Annotated in this window: 24 protein-coding genes and 1 tRNA gene; 13 read left to right on the forward strand and 12 right to left on the reverse strand. The window is 58.5% G+C overall.

The window, feature by feature from the left end:
* Positions 1-356: 356 nt before the first annotated feature.
* The 8 genes from AB6B39_RS11180 to AB6B39_RS11215 form a co-directional block, all read right to left on the reverse strand.
* A complete protein-coding gene (locus tag AB6B39_RS11180; RefSeq protein WP_284370353.1) occupies positions 357-1,748 on the reverse strand; it encodes an OmpA family protein in 1,392 nt (463 codons plus the stop codon).
* 244 nt (positions 1,749-1,992) lie between these two features.
* A tRNA-Lys gene (locus tag AB6B39_RS11185) sits at positions 1,993-2,068 on the reverse strand.
* Positions 2,069-2,175: 107 nt separating this feature from the next.
* Entirely contained in the window at positions 2,176-3,288 is a 1,113-nt protein-coding gene (tgt, locus tag AB6B39_RS11190; RefSeq protein ID WP_284370351.1) for a tRNA guanosine(34) transglycosylase Tgt, read from the reverse strand.
* Positions 3,288-4,337, reverse strand: coding sequence for a tRNA preQ1(34) S-adenosylmethionine ribosyltransferase-isomerase QueA (queA, locus tag AB6B39_RS11195; protein WP_284370963.1), 1,050 nt, complete (start codon positions 4,335-4,337; stop codon positions 3,288-3,290). Before queA ends, tgt begins: the two co-directional genes overlap by 1 nt.
* An 11-nt stretch (positions 4,338-4,348) precedes the next feature.
* Positions 4,349-4,813 carry a peptidylprolyl isomerase gene (locus AB6B39_RS11200; RefSeq protein ID WP_284370349.1) on the reverse strand — a complete coding sequence of 155 codons (465 nt, stop codon included), beginning with the start codon at positions 4,811-4,813 and terminating at the stop codon, positions 4,349-4,351.
* Between the two features lie 49 nt (positions 4,814-4,862).
* On the reverse strand, positions 4,863-5,759 hold the full coding sequence (locus tag AB6B39_RS11205) for a peptidylprolyl isomerase (RefSeq protein ID WP_284370347.1): 897 nt from the start codon (positions 5,757-5,759) through the stop codon (positions 4,863-4,865).
* Complete coding sequence (gene coaD / locus AB6B39_RS11210; RefSeq protein WP_284370345.1) at positions 5,756-6,259, reverse strand: pantetheine-phosphate adenylyltransferase; 504 nt, start codon at positions 6,257-6,259, stop codon at positions 5,756-5,758. The genes AB6B39_RS11205 and coaD overlap by 4 nt, the downstream gene beginning before the upstream one ends.
* Positions 6,260-6,322: 63 nt before the next feature.
* A complete protein-coding gene (locus AB6B39_RS11215) occupies positions 6,323-6,649 on the reverse strand; it encodes a DUF1476 domain-containing protein (protein WP_348520157.1) in 327 nt (108 codons plus the stop codon).
* A 200-nt stretch (positions 6,650-6,849) separates the two neighbouring features.
* Here AB6B39_RS11215 and purC point away from each other — a divergent pair, with 200 nt between their 5' ends.
* From purC to grxD, 7 genes are read left to right on the forward strand one after another with little or no spacing between them, the layout of a single operon-like run.
* Entirely contained in the window at positions 6,850-7,626 is a 777-nt protein-coding gene (gene purC, locus AB6B39_RS11220) for a phosphoribosylaminoimidazolesuccinocarboxamide synthase (protein WP_371398765.1), read from the forward strand.
* Positions 7,627-7,636: 10 nt separating this feature from the next.
* Complete coding sequence (gene purS, locus AB6B39_RS11225; protein WP_284370339.1) at positions 7,637-7,879, forward strand: phosphoribosylformylglycinamidine synthase subunit PurS; 243 nt, start codon at positions 7,637-7,639, stop codon at positions 7,877-7,879.
* Position 7,880: 1 nt separating this feature from the next.
* The gene (gene purQ / locus AB6B39_RS11230) at positions 7,881-8,543 is read left to right on the forward strand and encodes a phosphoribosylformylglycinamidine synthase subunit PurQ (RefSeq protein WP_371398580.1); all 663 of its coding nucleotides are present in this window, start codon (positions 7,881-7,883) and stop codon (positions 8,541-8,543) included.
* Positions 8,543-10,786 carry a phosphoribosylformylglycinamidine synthase subunit PurL gene (gene purL / locus AB6B39_RS11235; protein WP_284370335.1) on the forward strand — a complete coding sequence of 748 codons (2,244 nt, stop codon included), beginning with the start codon at positions 8,543-8,545 and terminating at the stop codon, positions 10,784-10,786. Before purQ ends, purL begins: the two co-directional genes overlap by 1 nt.
* Positions 10,787-10,796: 10 nt before the next feature.
* Entirely contained in the window at positions 10,797-11,027 is a 231-nt protein-coding gene (locus AB6B39_RS11240; protein WP_284370333.1) for a BolA family protein, read from the forward strand.
* A gap of 8 nt (positions 11,028-11,035) precedes the next feature.
* A complete protein-coding gene (locus AB6B39_RS11245) occupies positions 11,036-11,851 on the forward strand; it encodes an SDR family oxidoreductase (RefSeq protein ID WP_284370331.1) in 816 nt (271 codons plus the stop codon).
* Between the two features lie 24 nt (positions 11,852-11,875).
* Complete coding sequence (gene grxD, locus AB6B39_RS11250; protein ID WP_284370329.1) at positions 11,876-12,211, forward strand: Grx4 family monothiol glutaredoxin; 336 nt, start codon at positions 11,876-11,878, stop codon at positions 12,209-12,211.
* Between the two features lie 257 nt (positions 12,212-12,468).
* Here grxD and rpsD read toward each other — a convergent pair whose 3' ends face one another.
* Positions 12,469-13,086, reverse strand: coding sequence for a 30S ribosomal protein S4 (gene rpsD, locus AB6B39_RS11255; protein WP_284370327.1), 618 nt, complete (start codon positions 13,084-13,086; stop codon positions 12,469-12,471).
* 252 nt (positions 13,087-13,338) lie between these two features.
* Between rpsD and rarD the strand changes: the two genes are divergently transcribed.
* On the forward strand, positions 13,339-14,169 hold the full coding sequence (gene rarD / locus AB6B39_RS11260; RefSeq protein WP_371398581.1) for an EamA family transporter RarD: 831 nt from the start codon (positions 13,339-13,341) through the stop codon (positions 14,167-14,169).
* Here the strand turns inward: rarD and AB6B39_RS11265 are convergent.
* Positions 14,144-14,404 carry a hypothetical protein gene (locus AB6B39_RS11265; protein WP_284370323.1) on the reverse strand — a complete coding sequence of 87 codons (261 nt, stop codon included), beginning with the start codon at positions 14,402-14,404 and terminating at the stop codon, positions 14,144-14,146. The two genes, rarD and AB6B39_RS11265, sit on opposite strands and share 26 nt — an antisense overlap.
* Positions 14,401-15,219 (reverse strand): RNA methyltransferase, encoded by an 819-nt coding sequence (locus AB6B39_RS11270; protein WP_284370321.1) that lies wholly within the window; start codon positions 15,217-15,219, stop codon positions 14,401-14,403. The genes AB6B39_RS11265 and AB6B39_RS11270 overlap by 4 nt, the downstream gene beginning before the upstream one ends.
* A 112-nt stretch (positions 15,220-15,331) precedes the next feature.
* Here AB6B39_RS11270 and AB6B39_RS11275 point away from each other — a divergent pair, with 112 nt between their 5' ends.
* Both AB6B39_RS11275 and AB6B39_RS11280 read left to right on the forward strand, forming a co-directional pair.
* Complete coding sequence (locus tag AB6B39_RS11275; protein ID WP_284370319.1) at positions 15,332-16,543, forward strand: NADP-dependent isocitrate dehydrogenase; 1,212 nt, start codon at positions 15,332-15,334, stop codon at positions 16,541-16,543.
* Between the two features lie 12 nt (positions 16,544-16,555).
* Positions 16,556-16,969, forward strand: coding sequence for a VOC family protein (locus AB6B39_RS11280; protein WP_284370316.1), 414 nt, complete (start codon positions 16,556-16,558; stop codon positions 16,967-16,969).
* Here the strand turns inward: AB6B39_RS11280 and AB6B39_RS11285 are convergent.
* Positions 16,899-17,726, reverse strand: a complete 828-nt coding sequence (locus tag AB6B39_RS11285) for a DUF817 domain-containing protein (RefSeq protein WP_284370314.1) — start codon at positions 17,724-17,726, stop codon at positions 16,899-16,901. The two genes, AB6B39_RS11280 and AB6B39_RS11285, sit on opposite strands and share 71 nt — an antisense overlap.
* A gap of 92 nt (positions 17,727-17,818) precedes the next feature.
* On the opposite strand from AB6B39_RS11285, the gene AB6B39_RS11290 reads away from it, so the two are divergent.
* The 3 genes from AB6B39_RS11290 (at position 17,819) to AB6B39_RS11300 (ending at position 19,396) form a co-directional block, all read left to right on the forward strand.
* Positions 17,819-18,085, forward strand: coding sequence for a hypothetical protein (locus AB6B39_RS11290; RefSeq protein ID WP_284370312.1), 267 nt, complete (start codon positions 17,819-17,821; stop codon positions 18,083-18,085).
* A gap of 58 nt (positions 18,086-18,143) precedes the next feature.
* A complete protein-coding gene (locus tag AB6B39_RS11295) occupies positions 18,144-18,944 on the forward strand; it encodes a MipA/OmpV family protein (protein WP_284370310.1) in 801 nt (266 codons plus the stop codon).
* A gap of 74 nt (positions 18,945-19,018) precedes the next feature.
* Positions 19,019-19,396 (forward strand): hypothetical protein, encoded by a 378-nt coding sequence (locus AB6B39_RS11300; protein WP_284370308.1) that lies wholly within the window; start codon positions 19,019-19,021, stop codon positions 19,394-19,396.
* Positions 19,397-19,408: the final 12 nt, after the last annotated feature.

The raw sequence follows: 19,408 nt of genomic DNA on the forward strand, positions 1-19,408 counted from the left end.
CATGTCAGCATGGTGACAGGAGTAGTCGAAACGTCAGGTTGGGATGCAATGCCCTTGGCAAGCCGACAAAACGCTAAAGTCAGACTGACAGCGACATCAGTTCGTTGCGTCAGCACTGAAAAAATCTTGCATCAGATCAAACGGTTAAATCGGTTCTGGCCCATCCTGATCGGGTTGAGGTTTTAGCAAACTATACCTCTGCGCCGCTCATAGACCGTCTCACATTCAGCCCGATTGGCCCCGCCAAATGTGAATGATCCTGTCGGGCTCAGCTCCCTCGACGATCCATTGACACGGACCCAATAAAAAAGCCCGGCTCGAAAGCCGGGCTTCAAATATTAATCTCTTGCGAAGGTCTAGTTGCTCATGACCGGCGCGTTGGAGAGCTGCAGCAGCACTTCTGTGCGGCGGTTCAGCTGCTCACGGACACCATCGCCTGTCTGAACAAACGGCTCGGTTTCACCCTTGCCTTCAGACATGATGATCGCTCCGTTGACGCCCTGACGGACCAGCTCTTCGCGGGCATCAGATGCGCGGCGCTCGGACAGACCCATATTGTAGGATGCTGGACCGGACGTGTCGGTGTGACCGACGACGCGGATATTGTCGATCTGGCAGAACTGGCCGATGTCCAAAATGCGGTTGATCGTGTTACGAGTCTCGGCGGACTGACCGCGGTCGAATTCGTAATAGATGATTTCCTGACGGAACGCCTCTTCACAGACGTCAGCCACGATAATCGGGCAGGCTGCCAGATCGCTCACCATTGTCACGCCGTCATCACAACGGAACATTTGTGGTGGGCAGAGATCCAGGTCTGTCACTTCTGTGACACCATCCCAGCAGGTGTAAGTCTGAGCTGGGCAAAGAGCCAGATCGGTCACTTCCGTCACACCGTCCCAACACGTGAAGGTCTCTGGTGCAGGTGGAGGCGTCACGATGATTGGTGCTGGCGTGCTCTTGCCGAAACGGTAGCGGAAGCCCGTTTTCAGAACATGCGTTGCAGCACCTTCGAGTTGCGTTTCAAGCCCGCCAAACAGAGGGCCATCAACCGGGTTGGCGGTGTTGTAGACACCGTCATAGTTAAAATCACCAATGTCAGTGTAGGTGTAGTTCGTATCCCAGGACAGATTGTCCGTAATATCGTACCCTAGACCCGCCATCAGGTTCCATGAGAAGTTCGTGTCACGATCGGAAACCTGGCAACCACGTGCCGTCGTTATCGGAGTACCCAATCCGCTGATCGTGGCAGGCGGTGGTGAATTACCCACGCAAGCCAGCGACCGGATCAGGATATTACCCGTGTCGTTTACGAAATCCGTTGCACCAGCCGTCAGCTTACCGCGCGTCAGGCCAACCCCGGCACCAACATAAGGCTCCCAGCGACCGAAGTTGCTGAAATCATACATCAGGTTCAGGCGCAGCGTGTCAGCACGCAGCTTGGCGAAGCTGGATGGCTGACCGTTGATCGAACCGAGATCGTTGTAAAGCGTTTCACCTTCCAGTTCGACGCGCCAGTTTTCACCGAAGTCGTAACCCAGACCCAGAGCGATTGCGAGATTGCCTTGTCCGGCAACACCACCAACGAGGGAGTTCGGTGCAGTCGGACCGGCGACCAGATCAGCGTCTGTCACGACACCGTAGCCAACTTGACCTTTGATATAGACGCCACTGTCCTGTGCCATTGCAAGGGACGGCGCTGCAAGAAGCGCAGTCGTGGCGGCTGCAAATAGAAGCCGATGCTTCATGATAATCCTCCGTGAATGGTCGAAGCCATTAGTGTGTTTCAGGTATGCACGCCCAGGAAGAGCGCGACTCCTAGAACTGTTGCTACACGAAACAGTTCCCGATTGCCAATGTAAGTTTTTTATTTAGGCGAAAAATTGGAAGGTTTTTCTCGGAAACGTTGCAAATCTGCATCAGGTTGCGGCGAGATTGCGGCGCTTTCCGGTCTAAAAATCCCAGAGAGCCCAAAACCCCAAGGAACATGAATGGTACGCCCACACGGACTCGAACCGTGGACATCCTCATTAAAAGTGAGGCGCTCTACCAACTGAGCTATGGGCGCTGACCAAACAGGCAAAGCGATCGCGGGACAGATTACACGATCCGGCGAAAGCGAGCGCTAACTAGGCGCGGTCAATATCTCCGTCAACCCGTTTTGCTGCGGCTTTTTCAGGTCAGCCCGCGACGAAACTCGGTGACGAACGCGTCCAACTCTGAAGCGTGAATAGCGCGGCGCATGCGTGCCATCAGATCCTGAAAATAGGCGATATTGTGCCAAGACAGGATCATCTGGCCGAGCATTTCCTGCGACCGGATAAGGTGGTGAACATAGGCTTTGCTGTAGGTCTGCGACGCCGGACAATTGACCGTTGCATCCAGCGGCGTGTCATCTTCGGCAAATTCGGCCTTCCTGATATTATAGGGTCCCGTATCGGCCCAGACCTGCCCGTGACGTCCCGAACGGGTCGGAATGACGCAATCGAACATATCCACACCGCGATAGACCGCCTCGACGATATCGATCGGTTTGCCGACCCCCATCAGGTAGCGTGGCCGGTCCGTGGGCAACGCCGGACAGGTAAAGTCCAGAACCCGGCACATTGCCTCATGCCCCTCACCTACGGCCAGGCCGCCAATGGCGTAGCCGCCATAGCCGCCCAGGCTGACGGACCGCGCGGCGGATTCGATGCGCAGATCTTCAAAGGTGGATCCCTGCACAATTGCGAATAGAGTTTGATCGGGGCGATCGCCAAACCGCTCCAGCGACCGCTCGCCCCAGCGCAAGGACAGCTCCATCGAGGTCCGTGCCTGTTCGTGAGTTGAGGGGTAGGCCGTGCACTCGTCGAATTGCATGCAGATGTCGGCACCGAGCAGGTCTGCTTGGATTTCCATTGAGCGCTCCGGGCTGAGCATGTGTCTGGACCCGTCAATATGCGAGCGGAACTCGACGCCCTGCTCGCTCATTTTGCGAAGTTTGGAAAGCGACCACACCTGAAACCCTCCAGAATCGGTCAGCATTGGGCCGCCCCAGCCGCAGAAGTGGTGCAGCCCGCCGAGCCGGGCGAGACGTTCGGCACCGGGTCGCAGCATCAGATGATAGGTGTTCCCCAGAATGACATCCGCACCAGTCTGGCGCACCTGCTCCATATAGACGCCCTTGACCGTGGCAGCGGTTCCGACAGGCATGAAGGCCGGCGTCTGAATGTCGCCGCGGGCTGTCTGCAGGGTCCCTGTCCGTGCCGCGCCATCAGTCGCGTGAATATCGAAGGGGAAAACTGCCATCAGCGACGCCAGAGCAGCGAACTGTCGCCATAGGAGTAAAAACGATATCCCGTCTGGATCGCGTGGCGATAGGCCGCGTGCATCATGTCGACCCCGGCCAGCGCACTGACCAACATAAACAGGGTTGACTTTGGCAGGTGAAAATTCGTCATCAGACCATCGACTACCTTAAACCGGTAGCCGGGCGTGATGAAAATATCCGTCTCGCCGGATTGGGCCTGTCCACCCGACGCTTCCAGAGCGCGCAAGGCCGTGGTGCCGACCGCAATCACGCGACCGCCGCCCTGCTTGGCTGCACGAATGGCCTGATCGACCGCATCGGTGACCTCGTACCATTCGCTATGCATAATGTGGTCCTCGGTCCGGTCCGACTTGACGGGCAGAAATGTTCCCGCCCCGACATGCAGCGTCAACCGGGCGATGGTCACACCGCGCGCATTCAGACGGTCGAACAGCTCTGGCGTGAAATGCAGTCCCGCCGTCGGCGCAGCGACACTGCCCGGTTCGTCGGCATAAACCGTTTGATAATCGGTTTCGTCGCGATCATCGGCGGGGCGCTGACGCGCAATATAGGGTGGTAGAGGCATCCCTCCGTGCAACGCCACGGCTTGGTCGAGCGCCGCATCCCTCCGGTCGAACTGCAGCGCCACATCGCCGCCCCGGTGAATATCCATCACCGTCGCCGCGAAATCGTTGGCGAAGATCACCGTATCGCCCTGACGCAAACGCTTGGCCGGCCGGATGAAGGCCCGCCAGCCATCCGGACCCGTCCGCTTATGCAGGTTGACGGTCAGCGCCACATCGCCGCCTCCGCCTTGAGGGCGCGCCGGTCGGGTGGCTTTCAAGGCGGCCGGAATGACCTTGGTATCGTTGATGACAAGAAGGTCGCCCGGATCCAGCAAATCCGGCAGATCGTGAACATGATGATCGGACAGACCCCGTTCCAGGTCTTGCCCCACGCAAAGAAGCCGCGCGGAGTCGCGCGGCTCGGCGGGTCTTAGCGCAATCGCGCTCTCCGGCAGGTCGAAATCAAAGTCCGAAACGTCCACAAGACGCAATATCAGTCTTCGACGACGGTCGCCTTGACGATCTTTCCAGGATAGCGCGGCGGCTCGCCCTTGGGCAGAGCATCGACCAGATCCATGCCATCTTCGACTTCGCCCCAGACCGTGTATTGACCATCGAGGAACTGGCTGTCGTCGAGACAGATGAAAAACTGGCTGGACGCGCTGTTGGGCTGGCTGCTGCGGGCCATGGAACAGACACCGCGAAGATGCGGATGCTTGTTGAATTCAGCTGGAATATTCTTGGAATAGCCGCCCATTCCGGTCCCATCGGGACAGCCGCCTTGCGCCATGAACCCGTCAATGACGCGATGGAAGGTCAGATCATCGTAAAAGCCGTCTTTCGCAAGCTGCGTGATCTGCGCGACATGTTTGGGAGCCAGGTCCGGACGCAAGAGGATCGTCACATCGCCTGTTTCACCCGTCTGGGTGTCGAGCGAGAGAATGAGTTTTTCAGCCATGTAAAATGTCTTTCAAGGTGAAGATGTGAAAGGAAGGATCGGGCGCCCGTCAGAGCGTCCGTGTCGGAACCGCGATATCGCAGATATCCTCATAGGATTGACCCGAAAGCCAGGTCGTGAAGGCATCCGAACCGGTGTCCAGTACCTGCACGGTCGGACGTTCGTCCTCGGGCAGGTCAGCGGCAATTCGCACCGTATTCATCTGATCGGGAATAAAGCCATCCTCACCGACAACGCCAATCTTGATATCCGTCAGATGGTCGCGGCCCATGACCGTGCTACCCCAGATCGAGTATTGCATGTCGAGATGTTCGGCCTTGCCGCGCAACAGGAAGAACTGGCTGTTCGCGCTGTTCGGATCATTGGTTCGCGCCATCGATGTCACGCCAGGGCAATGCAGCCCGAATGCGCCGACTTTGCCATCAGCCGTCAGAATGGCCTGACTGATCGGCTGAGTCGCGATGGGAAGTGACTTGTAAAATCCGGTCGCGATCTGGCTGTCCTCAGGTCCTCGCGTGGAGACCAGAGTGACATCCATCGCTTCGCTGCGGCGAAACAGGAACTCACCCGGCAGGTCCGGCAGTTCGCTATCGCCCGTGCCGTCTCCGTTCTGGCCGTCACCCGTCTGGTTCATGAAATCGTCGATCACGCGGTGAAACAGAACATTGTCGTAGAAACCATCCCGCGTCAGCTGCTTGATCTGAGCCACATGGGCGGGCGCGATCTCGGGAAAGAGCTCGACGCCGATCACGCCGTAAGCCGTATCGATCAGCATCAGATTATCCGGGTCGACTGTCCGCCAGGCCGTTTCCGGATAGGCGTCACTGACGGCCACAGCCGCGTCGGCATAGCTTTCCTGTGTTTCCGCCGAACAGGCTGGAGTGGCAACAGCCAGAACTGAGACGATTGCAAGGCGCAGTGCGGCAGTGCGTGGAACGATCATCATGTAAATCTATCCTTCAATCTCAAAGCGACTTCTGGCGTCACGAACGGGTCGATGTCACCACCCAGTCGCGCAATCTCCTTGACGAGGCGCGATGCGATGGTCTGATATTGCGGGTCCGCCATGAGGAAAACGGTTTCAATGTCCGGGTTCAAACGATCGTTCATCCCGGCCATCTGAAACTCATATTCGAAATCGGAGACGGCTCGCAGGCCACGCACTATCACGGAGGCCCCGCAGGCTTCAACAAAGTGTATCAGCAGGCCGTCAAAGGGTTTGACCTCGACTTCGATTCGCTCGCGCAGCGGTTTGACGACATGCTCAACCATCTCGACCCGTTCATCGAGCGAGAAGAGCGGGTTCTTGTCGCGATTGATTGCAACGCCCACGATCAGCCTGTCGCAAAGACGCGAGGCCCGCTTGAGAATATCCAGATGCCCCAGCGTCATCGGATCGAACGTGCCGGGATAGAGCGCAATTCTGTGCTGTTTATGACTGGTCATCACAGCGCTCTAGGCGACGGAGGCGGTCCACACTAGAAAAATCCGTTCCGCCCAGTCCCCGTCCTAGTCTTCGCCATAGACTTCTTCGCGAGCCGTTTTCAGGGCCTCCGCCATGCGGTCACGGATCGCCTGGTCGCTAATGTCGACACCGGCCGCATCCAGATCGCCGCGCAGTTTGCGGAAGACATCCTCATCACCGGCTTCCTCCATGTCGGCAGCGATCACTTCGATTGCGTAGGATTTGGCCTCGTCCTCAGTCTTGCCAAGCAGCTCAGCCGCCCAGTGACCCAGCGCCTTGTTGCGCCGGGCTTCGGCCTTGAATTCCTTCGCTGCGTCCATCACAAAACGCGTTTCTGACGCGTTCTTGCGTTCGTCGAAACTGGACATAATGGTCTCCATATTGCGATACCGCCTGATAGCGGCCTGTCGATCAGACTGTTTTTCGGCCCTTACAAAGCCCGGTCACGGGCGGCAAGACGCATTCGCGGTAAAAGGGTGCGACTTATCCCTGCTCGCAGCGTCACCCGACATTGCCGCCGGGCGCTGCCTCGTCTATGGGGCGCACTCACTGCATGGGAGCTGAGCGCCCGATGAGTTGCCGCAAGCAGATTTACGAAGGCAAGGCCAAGATCCTGTATGAGGGTCCGGAACCCGGCACGCTGGTCCAGTACTTCAAGGACGACGCAACAGCCTTCAACGCTCAGAAAAAGGCTACGCTCGACGGCAAGGGTGTGCTGAACAACCGTATTTCCGAATTCATCATGATGCGCCTGATGGAGATCGGCATACCGACTCACTTTATTCGTCGCCTCAACATGCGCGAGCAGCTGATCAAGAAGGTCGAGATCGTTCCGCTGGAAGTGATCTGCCGGAATGTCGCTGCGGGCACCATGTCAAAACGTCTCGGCATTGAAGAGGGGGAGAAGCTCCCCCGCTCGGTCGTCGAATTCTGCCTCAAGCGCGACGATCTTGGCGACCCCCTGATCGCGGAAGAACATATCTATGCGTTTGGCTGGGCGTCCCAGGGGGAACTGGACGAGATCATCGCCATGACCCTTCGCATCAACGATTATCTGCAGGGGCTGTTCGCCGGGATCGGGATCAAGCTGATCGACTTCAAGCTGGAATTCGGTCGGCTCGAGCATCCTGACGGCCTGGGCGGGCACATGATCGTTCTGGCCGATGAGATCAGTCCGGATAGCTGTCGCCTCTGGGACCGTGAAACCGACAAGAAACTCGACAAGGACCGCTTCCGCCGTGACCTTGGCGATGTGACCGAGGCCTATACCGAAGTGGCGACCCGGCTGGGTATTCTCAAACCCAATCCGACGTCTGCCAATATTTCCGTCATCTCTTCCAACGACTAGAGACTTACTCATGATCGCTCGCGTCTATGTCGGCCTCAAACCCGGCGTTCTCGACCCCCAGGGACGGACCATTGCCCATTCACTCAACGATCTCGGATTCGACGAAGTTCAGGACGCCAAGCAGGGTAAGGTCATCGAACTGACCCTGAGCGGCGACGACCGCGAAGCCGCCGAGGCGCGCGTCAAGGAGATGTGCGAGACGCTGCTCGCCAATACGGTGATCGAGAGCTACCGCATCGAGCTGGACGACTAGCATGACGACGGCTGTCATTGTCTTTCCCGCGTCGAATTGCGACCGCGATGCCGCGATGGCGCTGAAAGCGGCCACCGGCAAGGCGCCTCGCATGATCTGGCACAAGGACACATCCATACCGGACGATGTGCGCTTCGTCGTCGTTCCTGGCGGCTTCTCCTATGGCGACTATCTCCGCTCCGGCGCGATCGCCGCCAATTCACCGATCATGCGCGATCTCAAACGTAAGGCCGATGGCGGTCTGGCCGTCGCGGGCATCTGTAACGGCTTTCAGATCCTGACCGAAGCCGGGATGCTGCCCGGCGCGCTGATGCGCAATATGAACCAGAAATTCGTCTGCCGGGTCAGTCGCCTGCGTCTGGCCAATGCCGAGACGCGGTTCACGCGGCTTTACGATGCCAAGAACGAAATCGACATTCCCGTGGCCCATCATGACGGCAATTATTTCGCCGATGACGAAACACTCAAGCGTATCGAGGATAATGGGCAAGTCGTCTTTCGCTATAGCGACAACCCGAACGGCTCACGCAACGATATTGCCGGGGTCGTCAACAAGGCCGGCAATGTGCTCGGCATGATGCCACACCCCGAACGCGCCATCAACTCACTGCATGGCGGCACGGATGGCAAGCTCTTCTTCCAATCCATTCTCGGATCGCTGTAATGGCCGACCTTTTTACCGGACCGCATACGATTACCGCTGACATCGTCAAGGAACACGGCTTGTCGGAGAGCGAGTATGAGGTCATTCTCGACCGTCTCGAGCGAGAGCCGAACCTGACCGAATTGGGTATCTTTTCGGTCATGTGGTCCGAGCATTGTTCCTACAAATCGTCGCGCCGCCATCTTGGGAAGTTTCTGACGACGAGCGACCGCGTCATTCAGGGGCCGGGCGAGAATGCGGGCGTAATCGACATCGATGACGGCGACGCCATCATCTTCAAGATGGAGAGCCACAACCACCCTTCCTATATCGAGCCTTATCAGGGCGCGGCGACGGGCGTGGGCGGGATCATGCGCGACGTCTTCACCATGGGCGCGCGGCCCATCGCTTTGATGAATGCGCTGCGCTTCGGCGCTCCGGATCACCCGAAAACGAAAAGCCTCGTCTCGGGCGTGGTCGCAGGGATTGGCGGTTACGGCAATTGCGTCGGCGTGCCGACAGTTGGCGGCGAGACAAATTTCCATCCGGGCTATAATGGCAACATCCTCGTCAACGCCATGTGCGTCGGCCTCGCCCGGACGGATAATGTCTTCTATTCGGCGGCCAGAGGCGTCGGCAATCCGATCTTCTATGTCGGCTCCAAGACGGGCCGCGATGGCATTCACGGCGCCACCATGGCCTCCGCCGAATTCGACGATGACAGCGAAGAAAAACGCCCCACAGTTCAGGTCGGCGATCCGTTCACAGAGAAGCTGCTGATAGAAGCCTGTCTCGAGCTGATGGCGACCGACGCTATCATCGCCATTCAGGATATGGGTGCGGCGGGCCTGACCTCCTCTTCCATCGAGATGGCCGACAAAGGCGGCGTTGGCATCGAGCTCGATCTGGACGATGTCCCGCAGCGAGAAGAAGGCATGACAGCCTACGAAATGATGTTGTCGGAGTCCCAGGAACGGATGCTGATGGTTATCCAGCCCGGCAAGGAACAGCTCGCCTTCGACGTGTTCGAAAAATGGGGTCTCGACGTGGCCGAAATTGGTCGGACGACTGATACGGGTCGGCTCGTGCTCAACCACGGCAAGGAGGTCGTTTGCGACATTCCGATCGCCCCGCTGGCCGACGATGCGCCGAATTATGATCGCCCGCACACGCCCACGGAAAAACGCGACATTCTGCAGGCGCACGATGTCGCGGCCCCGCAGGATCAGAACGAAGCCCTGCTGAAGGTCATGACGGATCCCGACATGACGTCAAAACGCTGGATATGGGAGCAATATGACCGCCACGTCATGGCCGACACAGTCGATAGCAGCCAGTCCGGCGGTGATGCGGCGATCATTCGCATTCATGGCTCCGACGGCCCGACCAACAAGGCGGTCGCCATCACCACGGATTGCACGCCGCGCTATTGCTATGCCGACCCCGTCGAAGGCGGTCGCCAGGTCGTCGCCGAGACATGGCGCAACCTGACCTGCGTCGGCGCCGACCCCATTGCGATCACCGATTGTCTGAATTTCGGCAACCCGGAACGGCCCGACATTATGGGTCAGTTTGTCGGCTGTATTGACGGCATGAACGAAGCCTGCCGCGCTTTCGACTATCCTGTCGTGTCCGGCAATGTCAGCCTTTATAATGAGACGAACGGCGTCGCCATTCCGCCCACACCGGCGGTGGGCGGTGTAGGCCTGATTTCCGATCTGGCCCATGTCAAAACACTGAAGGGTATGCGTCCGGGCGAGACGCTGATGCTGATTGGCGCGACTGAAGGCTGGCTTGGCTGCTCGATCTATCTGAGGGCGATGGAACAACGCGAAGACGGTGCGCCGCCGCCCGTCGATCTGGCCATGGAAAAGCGCAATGGCGACTATATTCGCCGCCTGATCCGAAACCGCCGGGTCACGGCTGTGCATGATCTGTCCGATGGCGGCCTCGCCGCTGCGGCCTGCGAAATGGCCTTTGCCAGTGGTCACGGCGTGCAGCTGACCAACCCGTCCGATCTGGCCTCCCATGCCTGGTATTATGGTGAGGATCAGGGCCGATACCTGATCGCGACAGACGAAAACTCGGTCAATCCGATCCTCTCGACGGCGAAGGACCTCGGCCTCACCGCGATGGTGGTCGGTACGGTCGGCGGCGACCGGATCACGGCTCAGGAAGGCTTCGACGTCAGTCTCGACGGGCTGCGTCAGCACTGGGCGGACTGGATGCCCGCGCTGATGAGCGGCGCAACCGAAACCGTTTAGGAAGACGCCGATGGCGATGGAACATGACGCAATCCTGACGCTGCTTCGCAAGGCTCTGCCCGATGCACAAATCGAGCTGATCGATCTGGCGGGCGACAATGATCACTGGAAAGCGATCATCATCAGCGAACAATTCATCGGCAAGAGCCGTGTCGCTCAGCATCAGCTCGTCTATGCCGCGCTGGGGGACAAGATGGGCGGCGAACTCCACGCCTTGGCACTTGAAACACGCGCACCCTGACCGGGGAGATGCCCCGGACCCTAATCGTCGGTGGTACGTCGCAGATTGCGGCCGCGCTGATCCCTCAATTCGACAATCTCCGCGTCCTCACCGGACGCCCCTGGACGCCGCCCGACGGCGTTGATCATGTGCTGGTCGATCTCAGCACCTATGATGCGCGTGACAATCGCGACTGGCTCGAACCTTACGACTTGATCCTCTGCATTGCGCCGATCATGCACAGCGCACGCATCCTCGACTGGCTACCTGCACTGCGGGGCACGCGCGCTGTCTTCCTGTCGTCCAACAATGCCGCACTGCTGCCGGATGACCCCTATTATGATCCGATACGCGCCGCCGAGTCGACGATCCGCACCGCATCGGTCGATGCCGTAATTCTGCATCCGACGGCCATATCCGGCCGACCCGGCTGTCAGGTGCTCGGCAAGCTCATCTCATCTGTCCGTCAAGGTCGCCCGATCATGCTGCCAGGAGTGCGTATGCGCCAGGCGCTGGTCGATTACCGCGATGTTGCCCGCGCCGTTTTTATGGCGTCCTCCCCGTCGGTTCCGGCGGGCACTTACAGCGTCAACGGCCCCGCAACGCTCACCTACGCAGAGATCCTCGCTGCGATCGAGACCGCGACGGGGCGCACAGCCCGCGTTCTGAATCTGCCGGCCCGACCGCTGCGCTGGGCGGGCCGGATCGCTCCACAAATTCCCCAATTGCGCCGCGCCGGCATTCATCGCGACCCCGTGCAGCCCTCCCTGCCCGGATATCACGCAGAATTCAGTGTTATGGACATGATCGTCACCTTGACCCGTGATGGCCCGCTACCTAGCTAAAGCGCGACTGAACAGGAGCTTTCCATGTCCGACAATCCTACCCACGCGCGGATCGCCAAGGCGGTTGGCGAGAATGACGTCGTTCTTTTCATGAAAGGCACACCGACCTTTCCGCAATGCGGATTCTCCTCAACGGTCGTGCAGGTTTTTGACTATCTTGGCGTCGATTATTCGGCGGTGAACGTGCTGGAAGACCCCGAAATCCGTCAGGGCATCAAGGACTACAATAACTGGCCCACCATCCCGCAGGTCTTCGTCAAAGGTGAATTCATCGGCGGCTGTGACATCGTACGGGAGATGTTCGAATCCGGCGAACTCCGCACCATGCTGTCGGACAAGGGCGTGGAGATGGCGGCTTAGCCCCTAGTAAAATCATTCGGTCTTCGGCCCGTGCGAGTCCATCGTCGGCGCACCAAACTCACCCTAATCCTCGCTCATCCCCGCGTACGCGAGGAACCAGCTGGGGACGAACGTGCGACCGCGATTTGAAGATGGGTCCCGGGTCAAGCTCGGAATGAGGTAAAGACGGTCGAGAGGGTGATCGCGAGAAAGCGCGACCCATGAAAAAACCCGCCTCGGAGAGGCGGGTTTGATCGGATTCGCGCTTGGGTAGAAATCTAGCGCGAATAGAATTCGATGACGAGGTTCGGTTCCATCTGAACCGGGTAAGGCACTTCGTCGAAACTCGGTACGCGGGTGAAAGTCGCCTTCATACCCTTGACGTCGAGATCGATATATTCCGGCACATCGCGTTCGGCCAGTTCGAGCGCTTCGAGAACCAGCGCCATCGTCTTGGACTTTTCGCGCACCTCGATCACGTCACCGGGTTTGACGCGGTAGGACGGGATGTTGACCTTCTTGCCATTGACCAGAACATGGCCGTGATTGACGAACTGACGTGAGGCGAAAACGGTCGGGACGAATTTGGCGCGATAGACGACGGCGTCCAGACGCCGTTCCAGCAGACCGATCAGATTTTCGGAGGTATCGCCCTTCATCTTTGTCGCTTCGTCATAGGTGCGGCGGAACTGCTTTTCCTGGATGTTGCCGTAATAGCCTTTGAGCTTCTGCTTGGCCCGCAGCTGCGTGCCGAAGTCGGACATCTTGCCGCGACGGCCCGCACCATGCTGACCGGGAGGAGTCGGGCGCTTATTGACTGGCGACTTGGGACGGCCCCAGATGTTTTCGCCCATCCGGCGATCGATTTTATATTTGGTGGTGTGACGCTTGGACATAGCTGCGCCCTTTCAATCCTTCGCGGGCCGGCTCCTGACAATGGGGAGCGATTACAACGGCGGCGGCGCAAATATCCCGTCTTGAAGGCGGGCGACATACTGCAAGCAAGCGTGAAGTCAACACGGCATGACAGAGAGGGACAGAGGTGTATGGGGCGGTGACCCATACTCACGAAGGGAGGTCATTTTGGAACGTCCGCAACAGACCAATTCCCGCGCAGGGCTGATCAGCGGCCTGTCCGCCTACTTCATGTGGGGTCTGTTTCCGATCTACTTCGTCGCAACCAAGGCGGTTCCGGCCACAGAAATTTTGGCGCACCGTATTCTCTGGTCCCTGCCCTTCGGTTTGCTGATCCTGCTGTTTCGGCGGCAGATCGGCGATACGATCCGCGCAATCCGTCATCCCAAACTCTCGCACTACTGGCTCTGGCGTCTGTTGCGCTTGCCGCGAATTGGGGTGTTTACATCTATGCCATTCAAATCGAGCAGATTTTCCAGGGCAGCCTCGGCTATTATATCAATCCGCTCATCTATGTACTGGTCGCCGTATTGTTCTTCGGCGAACGGCTCACACGGTTGCAGAGCGGCGCGATCGCGCTGGCCTTTGTCGGCGTAATGGTCCTGACCGTCTATGGTGGGCAGTTCCCGGTCATTTCGCTGTTTCTGGCGGCCAGTTTTACAACGTATGGGGTGCTGCGCAAACTGATCGATGTCGGAGCCATGCCCGGCCTTTTCATCGAAGTGCTGGTGCTGATCTTGCCCGCAATCGCCTATCTGGTGTGGCTGTCCCATGCCGATATTCTGGTGTTCGGAACCGAAACGCGGCTCAACTGGCTGCTAATCGCGTCCGGGCCGATCACGGTTCTTCCGCTTCTGGCCTTCGCATTCGCGGCGCGGCGCATTCGTCTATCGACGCTGGGCATCCTGCAATTTGTCGGGCCGACCATGCAATTCCTCTGCGGCGTCTATTATGGTGAGCCCTTCACGAAGGCACACGCCATCTGCTTCAGCCTCATCTGGATTGGGGTCGCCTTCTTCGTGCTGGACGGATGGCGCGCTAGCCGGCGAGCATCCGCGCCATGAAGATGCCGAGCGCGAACAGGATGAAATGCAGAATGGTCTGCTGCGTGATCAGAAACGCGCCGTCCAGCAGCATGTTCTGATCCGGAGCTTGCGGCTGTTCGCGTAATTCCCGACGGCGAGGCGCAAACATTATCAGGGTCGACAGGATCGCGACGACAAACACATATAGAAACGTCAGGCCGAAATAGCCGATGACGAAGCTGACAATCAGCATGAGATAAGGCAGAAATTTCATCGCTTGAGCTTCCGTTTACGATCAATATGCGCGCCGCGCCCCTTGGACAGAGCCTTGACGATCCCGCGAAAGGTGCGGACTTCCTGCTCCGTCATCCGGGCTCGAGTCAGCGGCGCACGAATATTGTGACGCATAAGCTCTTTTTTGGATTCCGGGTAGAAAAAGCCAGCGTCTTCCAGCTCAGTCTCCAGATGATCCAACAGCCGTACAAGGTCTTCGCGGGGTGCGACATCGGACAGAGCATCGTCGAACGTGTCAGGGATACCCTGCCCTGCTGCATAGAGAAAGGCGAACACATTGACCGCCTGCGCAAGGTTCAGGGACTGAAAGGCTGGATTGACGGGATAGGTCAGGATCGCATCGGCCAGAGCGACATCGGAATTTGTCAGCCCGGACTGTTCCGGCCCGAACATGATGCCCGTGCGCGTACCGGCTTCTTCCATTGCCCGGACTCGCAAACCGACGCCGTCCACGCCCTCGACGGGCAGTTCGATGTCGCGCCGTCGCGCCGTCGCCGCGAGGACATAGTTCAGATCGGCAACGGCTTGTTGCGTGGTGGCAAAAATCCGTGCGGTCTCCAGCACGGACAGCGCACCCGCCGCCAGCGTTTGCGCTGCCGGGTTGGGCCAGCCGTCGCGCGGGGCGACAAGCCGCAGGTCCGTCAGTCCAAAGTTCAACATGGACCGCGCAGCCGAACCGATATTCTCACCAAGCTGCGGATTGACGAGAATGACAGCCGGGACGGTGCCGCCAGAATCGCCCACGGCACGCCCCAACTGGTCGTGTATGTCCTTGCCGGGCTTGTTCGCGCCCATGTGATCCTCATTTCCTGAAAACAGACTGTGGCGATTGCCCTTTAACTTGCGTATCGCTTTGCTATACGCGCCCACAAATTTCCAAGACTTTCCGACACAAATCGAGGACCTCATGGCCAAAATCAAGGTGAACAACCCCGTCGTTAACATGAACGGCGACGAGATGACGCGCATCATCTGGGACATGATCATAGAACGCCTGATCGAGCCCTATCTCGACATCGAGCTGCTGGACTACGATCTATCCATCCAAAGCCGCGACGCCACCGACGATCAGATCACGGTCGACGCAGCGAACGCGATCAAGAAGCATAATGTCGGTATCAAATGCGCGACAATTACGCCCGATGAGCAGCGCGTCGAGGAGTTCGACCTGAAAAAGATGTGGCGCTCACCCAACGGCACGATCCGTAACATTCTCGGCGGCGTCGTCTTCCGCGAGCCGATCATCTGCTCCAACATTCCGCGGCTCGTCCCCGGCTGGACCCAGCCTATCGTCATCGGCCGTCACGCCTTCGGCGACCAGTATAAAGCGACTGACATGGTCGTTCCCGGCCCCGGCACAGCAACCATCAAATTCGAAGGCGAAGACGGCGAAGTCATCGAGCACAAAATCTTCGACTTCCCGGGTGGGGGCGTGCTGATGGGTATGTACAATCTGGATAAGTCGATCGAAGACTTCGCTCGCGCCTGTTTCAACTATGGCGTCCAGCGCCGCTGGCCGGTTTATATGTCGACCAAGAACACGATCCTGAAAAAGTATGACGGTCGCTTCAAGGACATCTTCCAGGACGTCTATGATAACGAGTTCAAGTCCAAGTTCGAAGAGTTCGGCGGCGAGTATCAGCACCGCCTGATCGACGACATGGTCGCGGCCTGCATGAAATGGTCCGGCGGCTATATCTGGGCCTGCAAAAACTATGACGGTGACGTGCAGTCCGACACTGTCGCGCAGGGCTTCGGCTCGCTCGGCCTGATGACGTCCTTCCTGCTGACTCCGGACGGCAAGACGATGGAAGCCGAAGCCGCACACGGCACGGTGACCCGTCACTATCGCAACCACCAGAAGGGCGAAGCGACCTCGACCAACTCGACGGCCTCAATCTTTGCCTGGACCCGGGGCCTCGCCCACCGGGCCAAGCTCGACGATAATGAAGCCCTGCTGAAATTCGCCACCAACCTTGAAAAAACCGTGATCGAAACCATCGAAGGCGGACAAATGACCAAGGATCTCGCCCTGCTGGTCGGTGACAAGCAAGGCTGGCTGACGACGACGGGCTATCTCGAAGCCATCGACGAAAATTTTCAGAAGAAAATGGCGTAACACCCGTCGCGCATGCACGGCATCCGCTTCAACCAAGTCACGCTCGCAGCCAAGGATATGGCTGCGAGCGTTTTATTTTACCAAAGGCTCGGCCTGATCCTCATCGTGGACTCGGCGCCGCGCTATGTCCGGTTCGAGTTTCCGGACCTGCCTGCTGGCGGTGAGCCGGCCACACTGTCGCTGCACCAGGTCGACCCGGACTGGACCGCGCCGACCGATTGGCCACTCATCTATTTCGAAGTCGATGACGTTCCAGCTTTGCTGCGCGAGGCAGACCTGATCCCGATCGCCCCGACCGAAATGAAATCCTATCTCTGGACTGAGGCCGACATTCTGGATCCTTCGGGAAACCGGATCAGACTCTACGCTGCGGGCCCGGCGAGGCGGTTTCCGCCGTGGCGGGTGAAGTCTGCCTCCTCCGATTGACGGTCCCGACCAGCACAAAGCTGATGATCATCAGCAGAAACCAGGAACCGAATTTGCTCAGACTGACCATCTCCCACCCTGCTTCCTGCCCCGGATAGGTCCAGGCGCGCGCAAAGGTCGCGATATTTTCCGCGAGCCAGATGAAGAGCGCGACCAAGATAAGACCGAGTAGAAGCGGCATTGACCGATGGGTTTGATCAGTTCGGAAGTGGATCAGGCAAGGCCCATACAGGAGCGCGGCTACCGCGAATAATCCGTAGCGTATATCGACAACATAATGATGGGTGAAGAAGTTCACATAGACAGCCATCGCTAAGATGAGCTGCGCCCAGAGCGGCGGGAACCGCGTGAACCGGAAGTCGAAGATCCGCCAGACACGGGCTATATAGCTGCCAAAGCAGCCATACATGAAACCGGTAAAGAGTGGGACATCCATGATGCGCAGGAGCGGGGGTTCAGGATAGACCCAGCTGCCTACTTGCGTCTTGAACAGCTCCATGACCGTGCCGACAACGTGGAATACCAAAATGACCTGGACTTCCTCCCAGATTTCCAGCTTCATGGCCAGCATCGCCGCCTGAATGGCGACCGCACACAGAGTGATGAAATCGTAGCGATAGAGGGCGGCGGCGTCAGGATAGAACAGGAATGTCGCCAGTAGCAGGACAAGCATCAAGCCGCCGAACAGGCACGCCCAAGCTTGTTTGACACCAAAGGTAACAAATTCGAAGAAACCCTGCGTCCAAGGCCCCCTCACAAATCGGGAATGAAGCCTCTCCCGCCTCCGATATAGCCCGTCTTGCACAGCCCGGCCTTGCAACAGATGTTAGACCCTCGCAAAGCGATAACGTGACCATTTCGGACGACTTCCTCCTTGCCTGGGACGCCCTGCCCGACGGGAATTTCGACGGCCTTTATGACGGTCGTCGGTACGGCATCACAAAAACCGTCCGGGCAGGCGGTCGGCAAGGCTGGATCTGGGCAGAAGAGCTCGGCGGGACGGACCGGATCAGCGGCAACCTCTATCGTCTTAAAAATGGGGCACAACTCAAGCCCTGCGAGATGCTGGAAGCGAAAGTTGTCGACTTCGTCACACGCGTGCAACCGATCGGCTGAGCATGCGGGACATCCTGTCACGATAGCCGTGTTCCGAGACTCATGTTAGCAGCCCTTCATGCTCAGACATTTCGCCTGCCTTCTTGCCTGCCTCATCATTCCCGGCACCGCCTTTGCGGAGGATGAGGAGACGACCATTCGATTGGGCGGAGCCCTTGCCTACCTGCCGGAATATGCCGGATCGTCCGAGTCGCAGCTTCGGATCCTGCCCTATATCGGCTTTGACGATCTGGCAGGGTTCGAGCTCTCCGGATTGGCGCTGGCCTACCCGCTGATCGATCTGGGTACAGGTGAAGGGCCGGGCGAATGGTCGCTCAAAGCGGGGCCGCGCGCCGCCTTCGATTTTGGTCGGGACAGCGAAGACAGTCCGACCCTGACCGGATTTGAGGACATAGGTGCCAGTCTGCTGGCCGGTGGATTTGTCCGTGCAACTTATGGCCCGCTCGGCTTTCGGGTTGATGCGGGACAGGATGTTATCGGTGGGCATGACGGTTTTAACGCGGACCTGTCCATCGGCACGTTCATACCCAGAGGGCTGCTCGGCGAGCGTTTCGCCCTGCAGCCGGCCCTGACGCTCAGTTGGGCTGATGCCAATCATAACCAGTCCATCTATGGCGTGACGCCGTTGCAGGCCGCCGCCTCCGGCCTACCGGCCTATGATCTCGACGGCGGGTTTCACCGCGCGTCTGCGACATTGCTCGGCTGGTACGATCTCGATGAGCGCTGGCAGCTCAACGCCATCGTCTCCTACCGCGAATATCTCGGCGATTATCGCGACAGCCCAATCCTGCGCGCACCTGACGGAGCGACCAACGACGTCCTCATGATCCTGGGGATTTCACGGAGCTTCACCCTGTGAGATTGATCTGCCAGTACTGTTTTCTGCCGCTGATCATGATGTCAGCTTGCGCATCGACAAACACCCCGGCCCCATTGACTGCCCAGACGAGCTGCGACGATATCTGGACCATTAACAGTATTACCGTACAGCCAGACCGCGAGGCTCAGGCGATCGACTATTATGAGGCGGCATGGCTGCCCGCGCGTGTCATCGCCAAGCGGGATGGGGCGATCAAGGACTTCCATCTGTTGAAGACGGAAAAGCGGGATCAGCCCACGATCCAGCTTGTTACCCTTTACGAAGACAGCGATCAGTTCGAACGATCGGAAGACGTGTTCCAGGCAATCTTCCGGCGCTTGAAGCTCCCCCGTCCGCTGATCATTGACGGTATGGAGAGGAGCGCGATCATCGCGCAAACGGTCGGGGCCGATGATTACCGGTTTATCGTCTCAGCGAAGGGCCCGTGCTGACCTTCGATGGAC

This window comes from Algimonas porphyrae (genome assembly GCF_041429795.1).
Classification (GTDB): Bacteria; Pseudomonadota; Alphaproteobacteria; order Caulobacterales; family Maricaulaceae; genus Litorimonas; species Litorimonas porphyrae.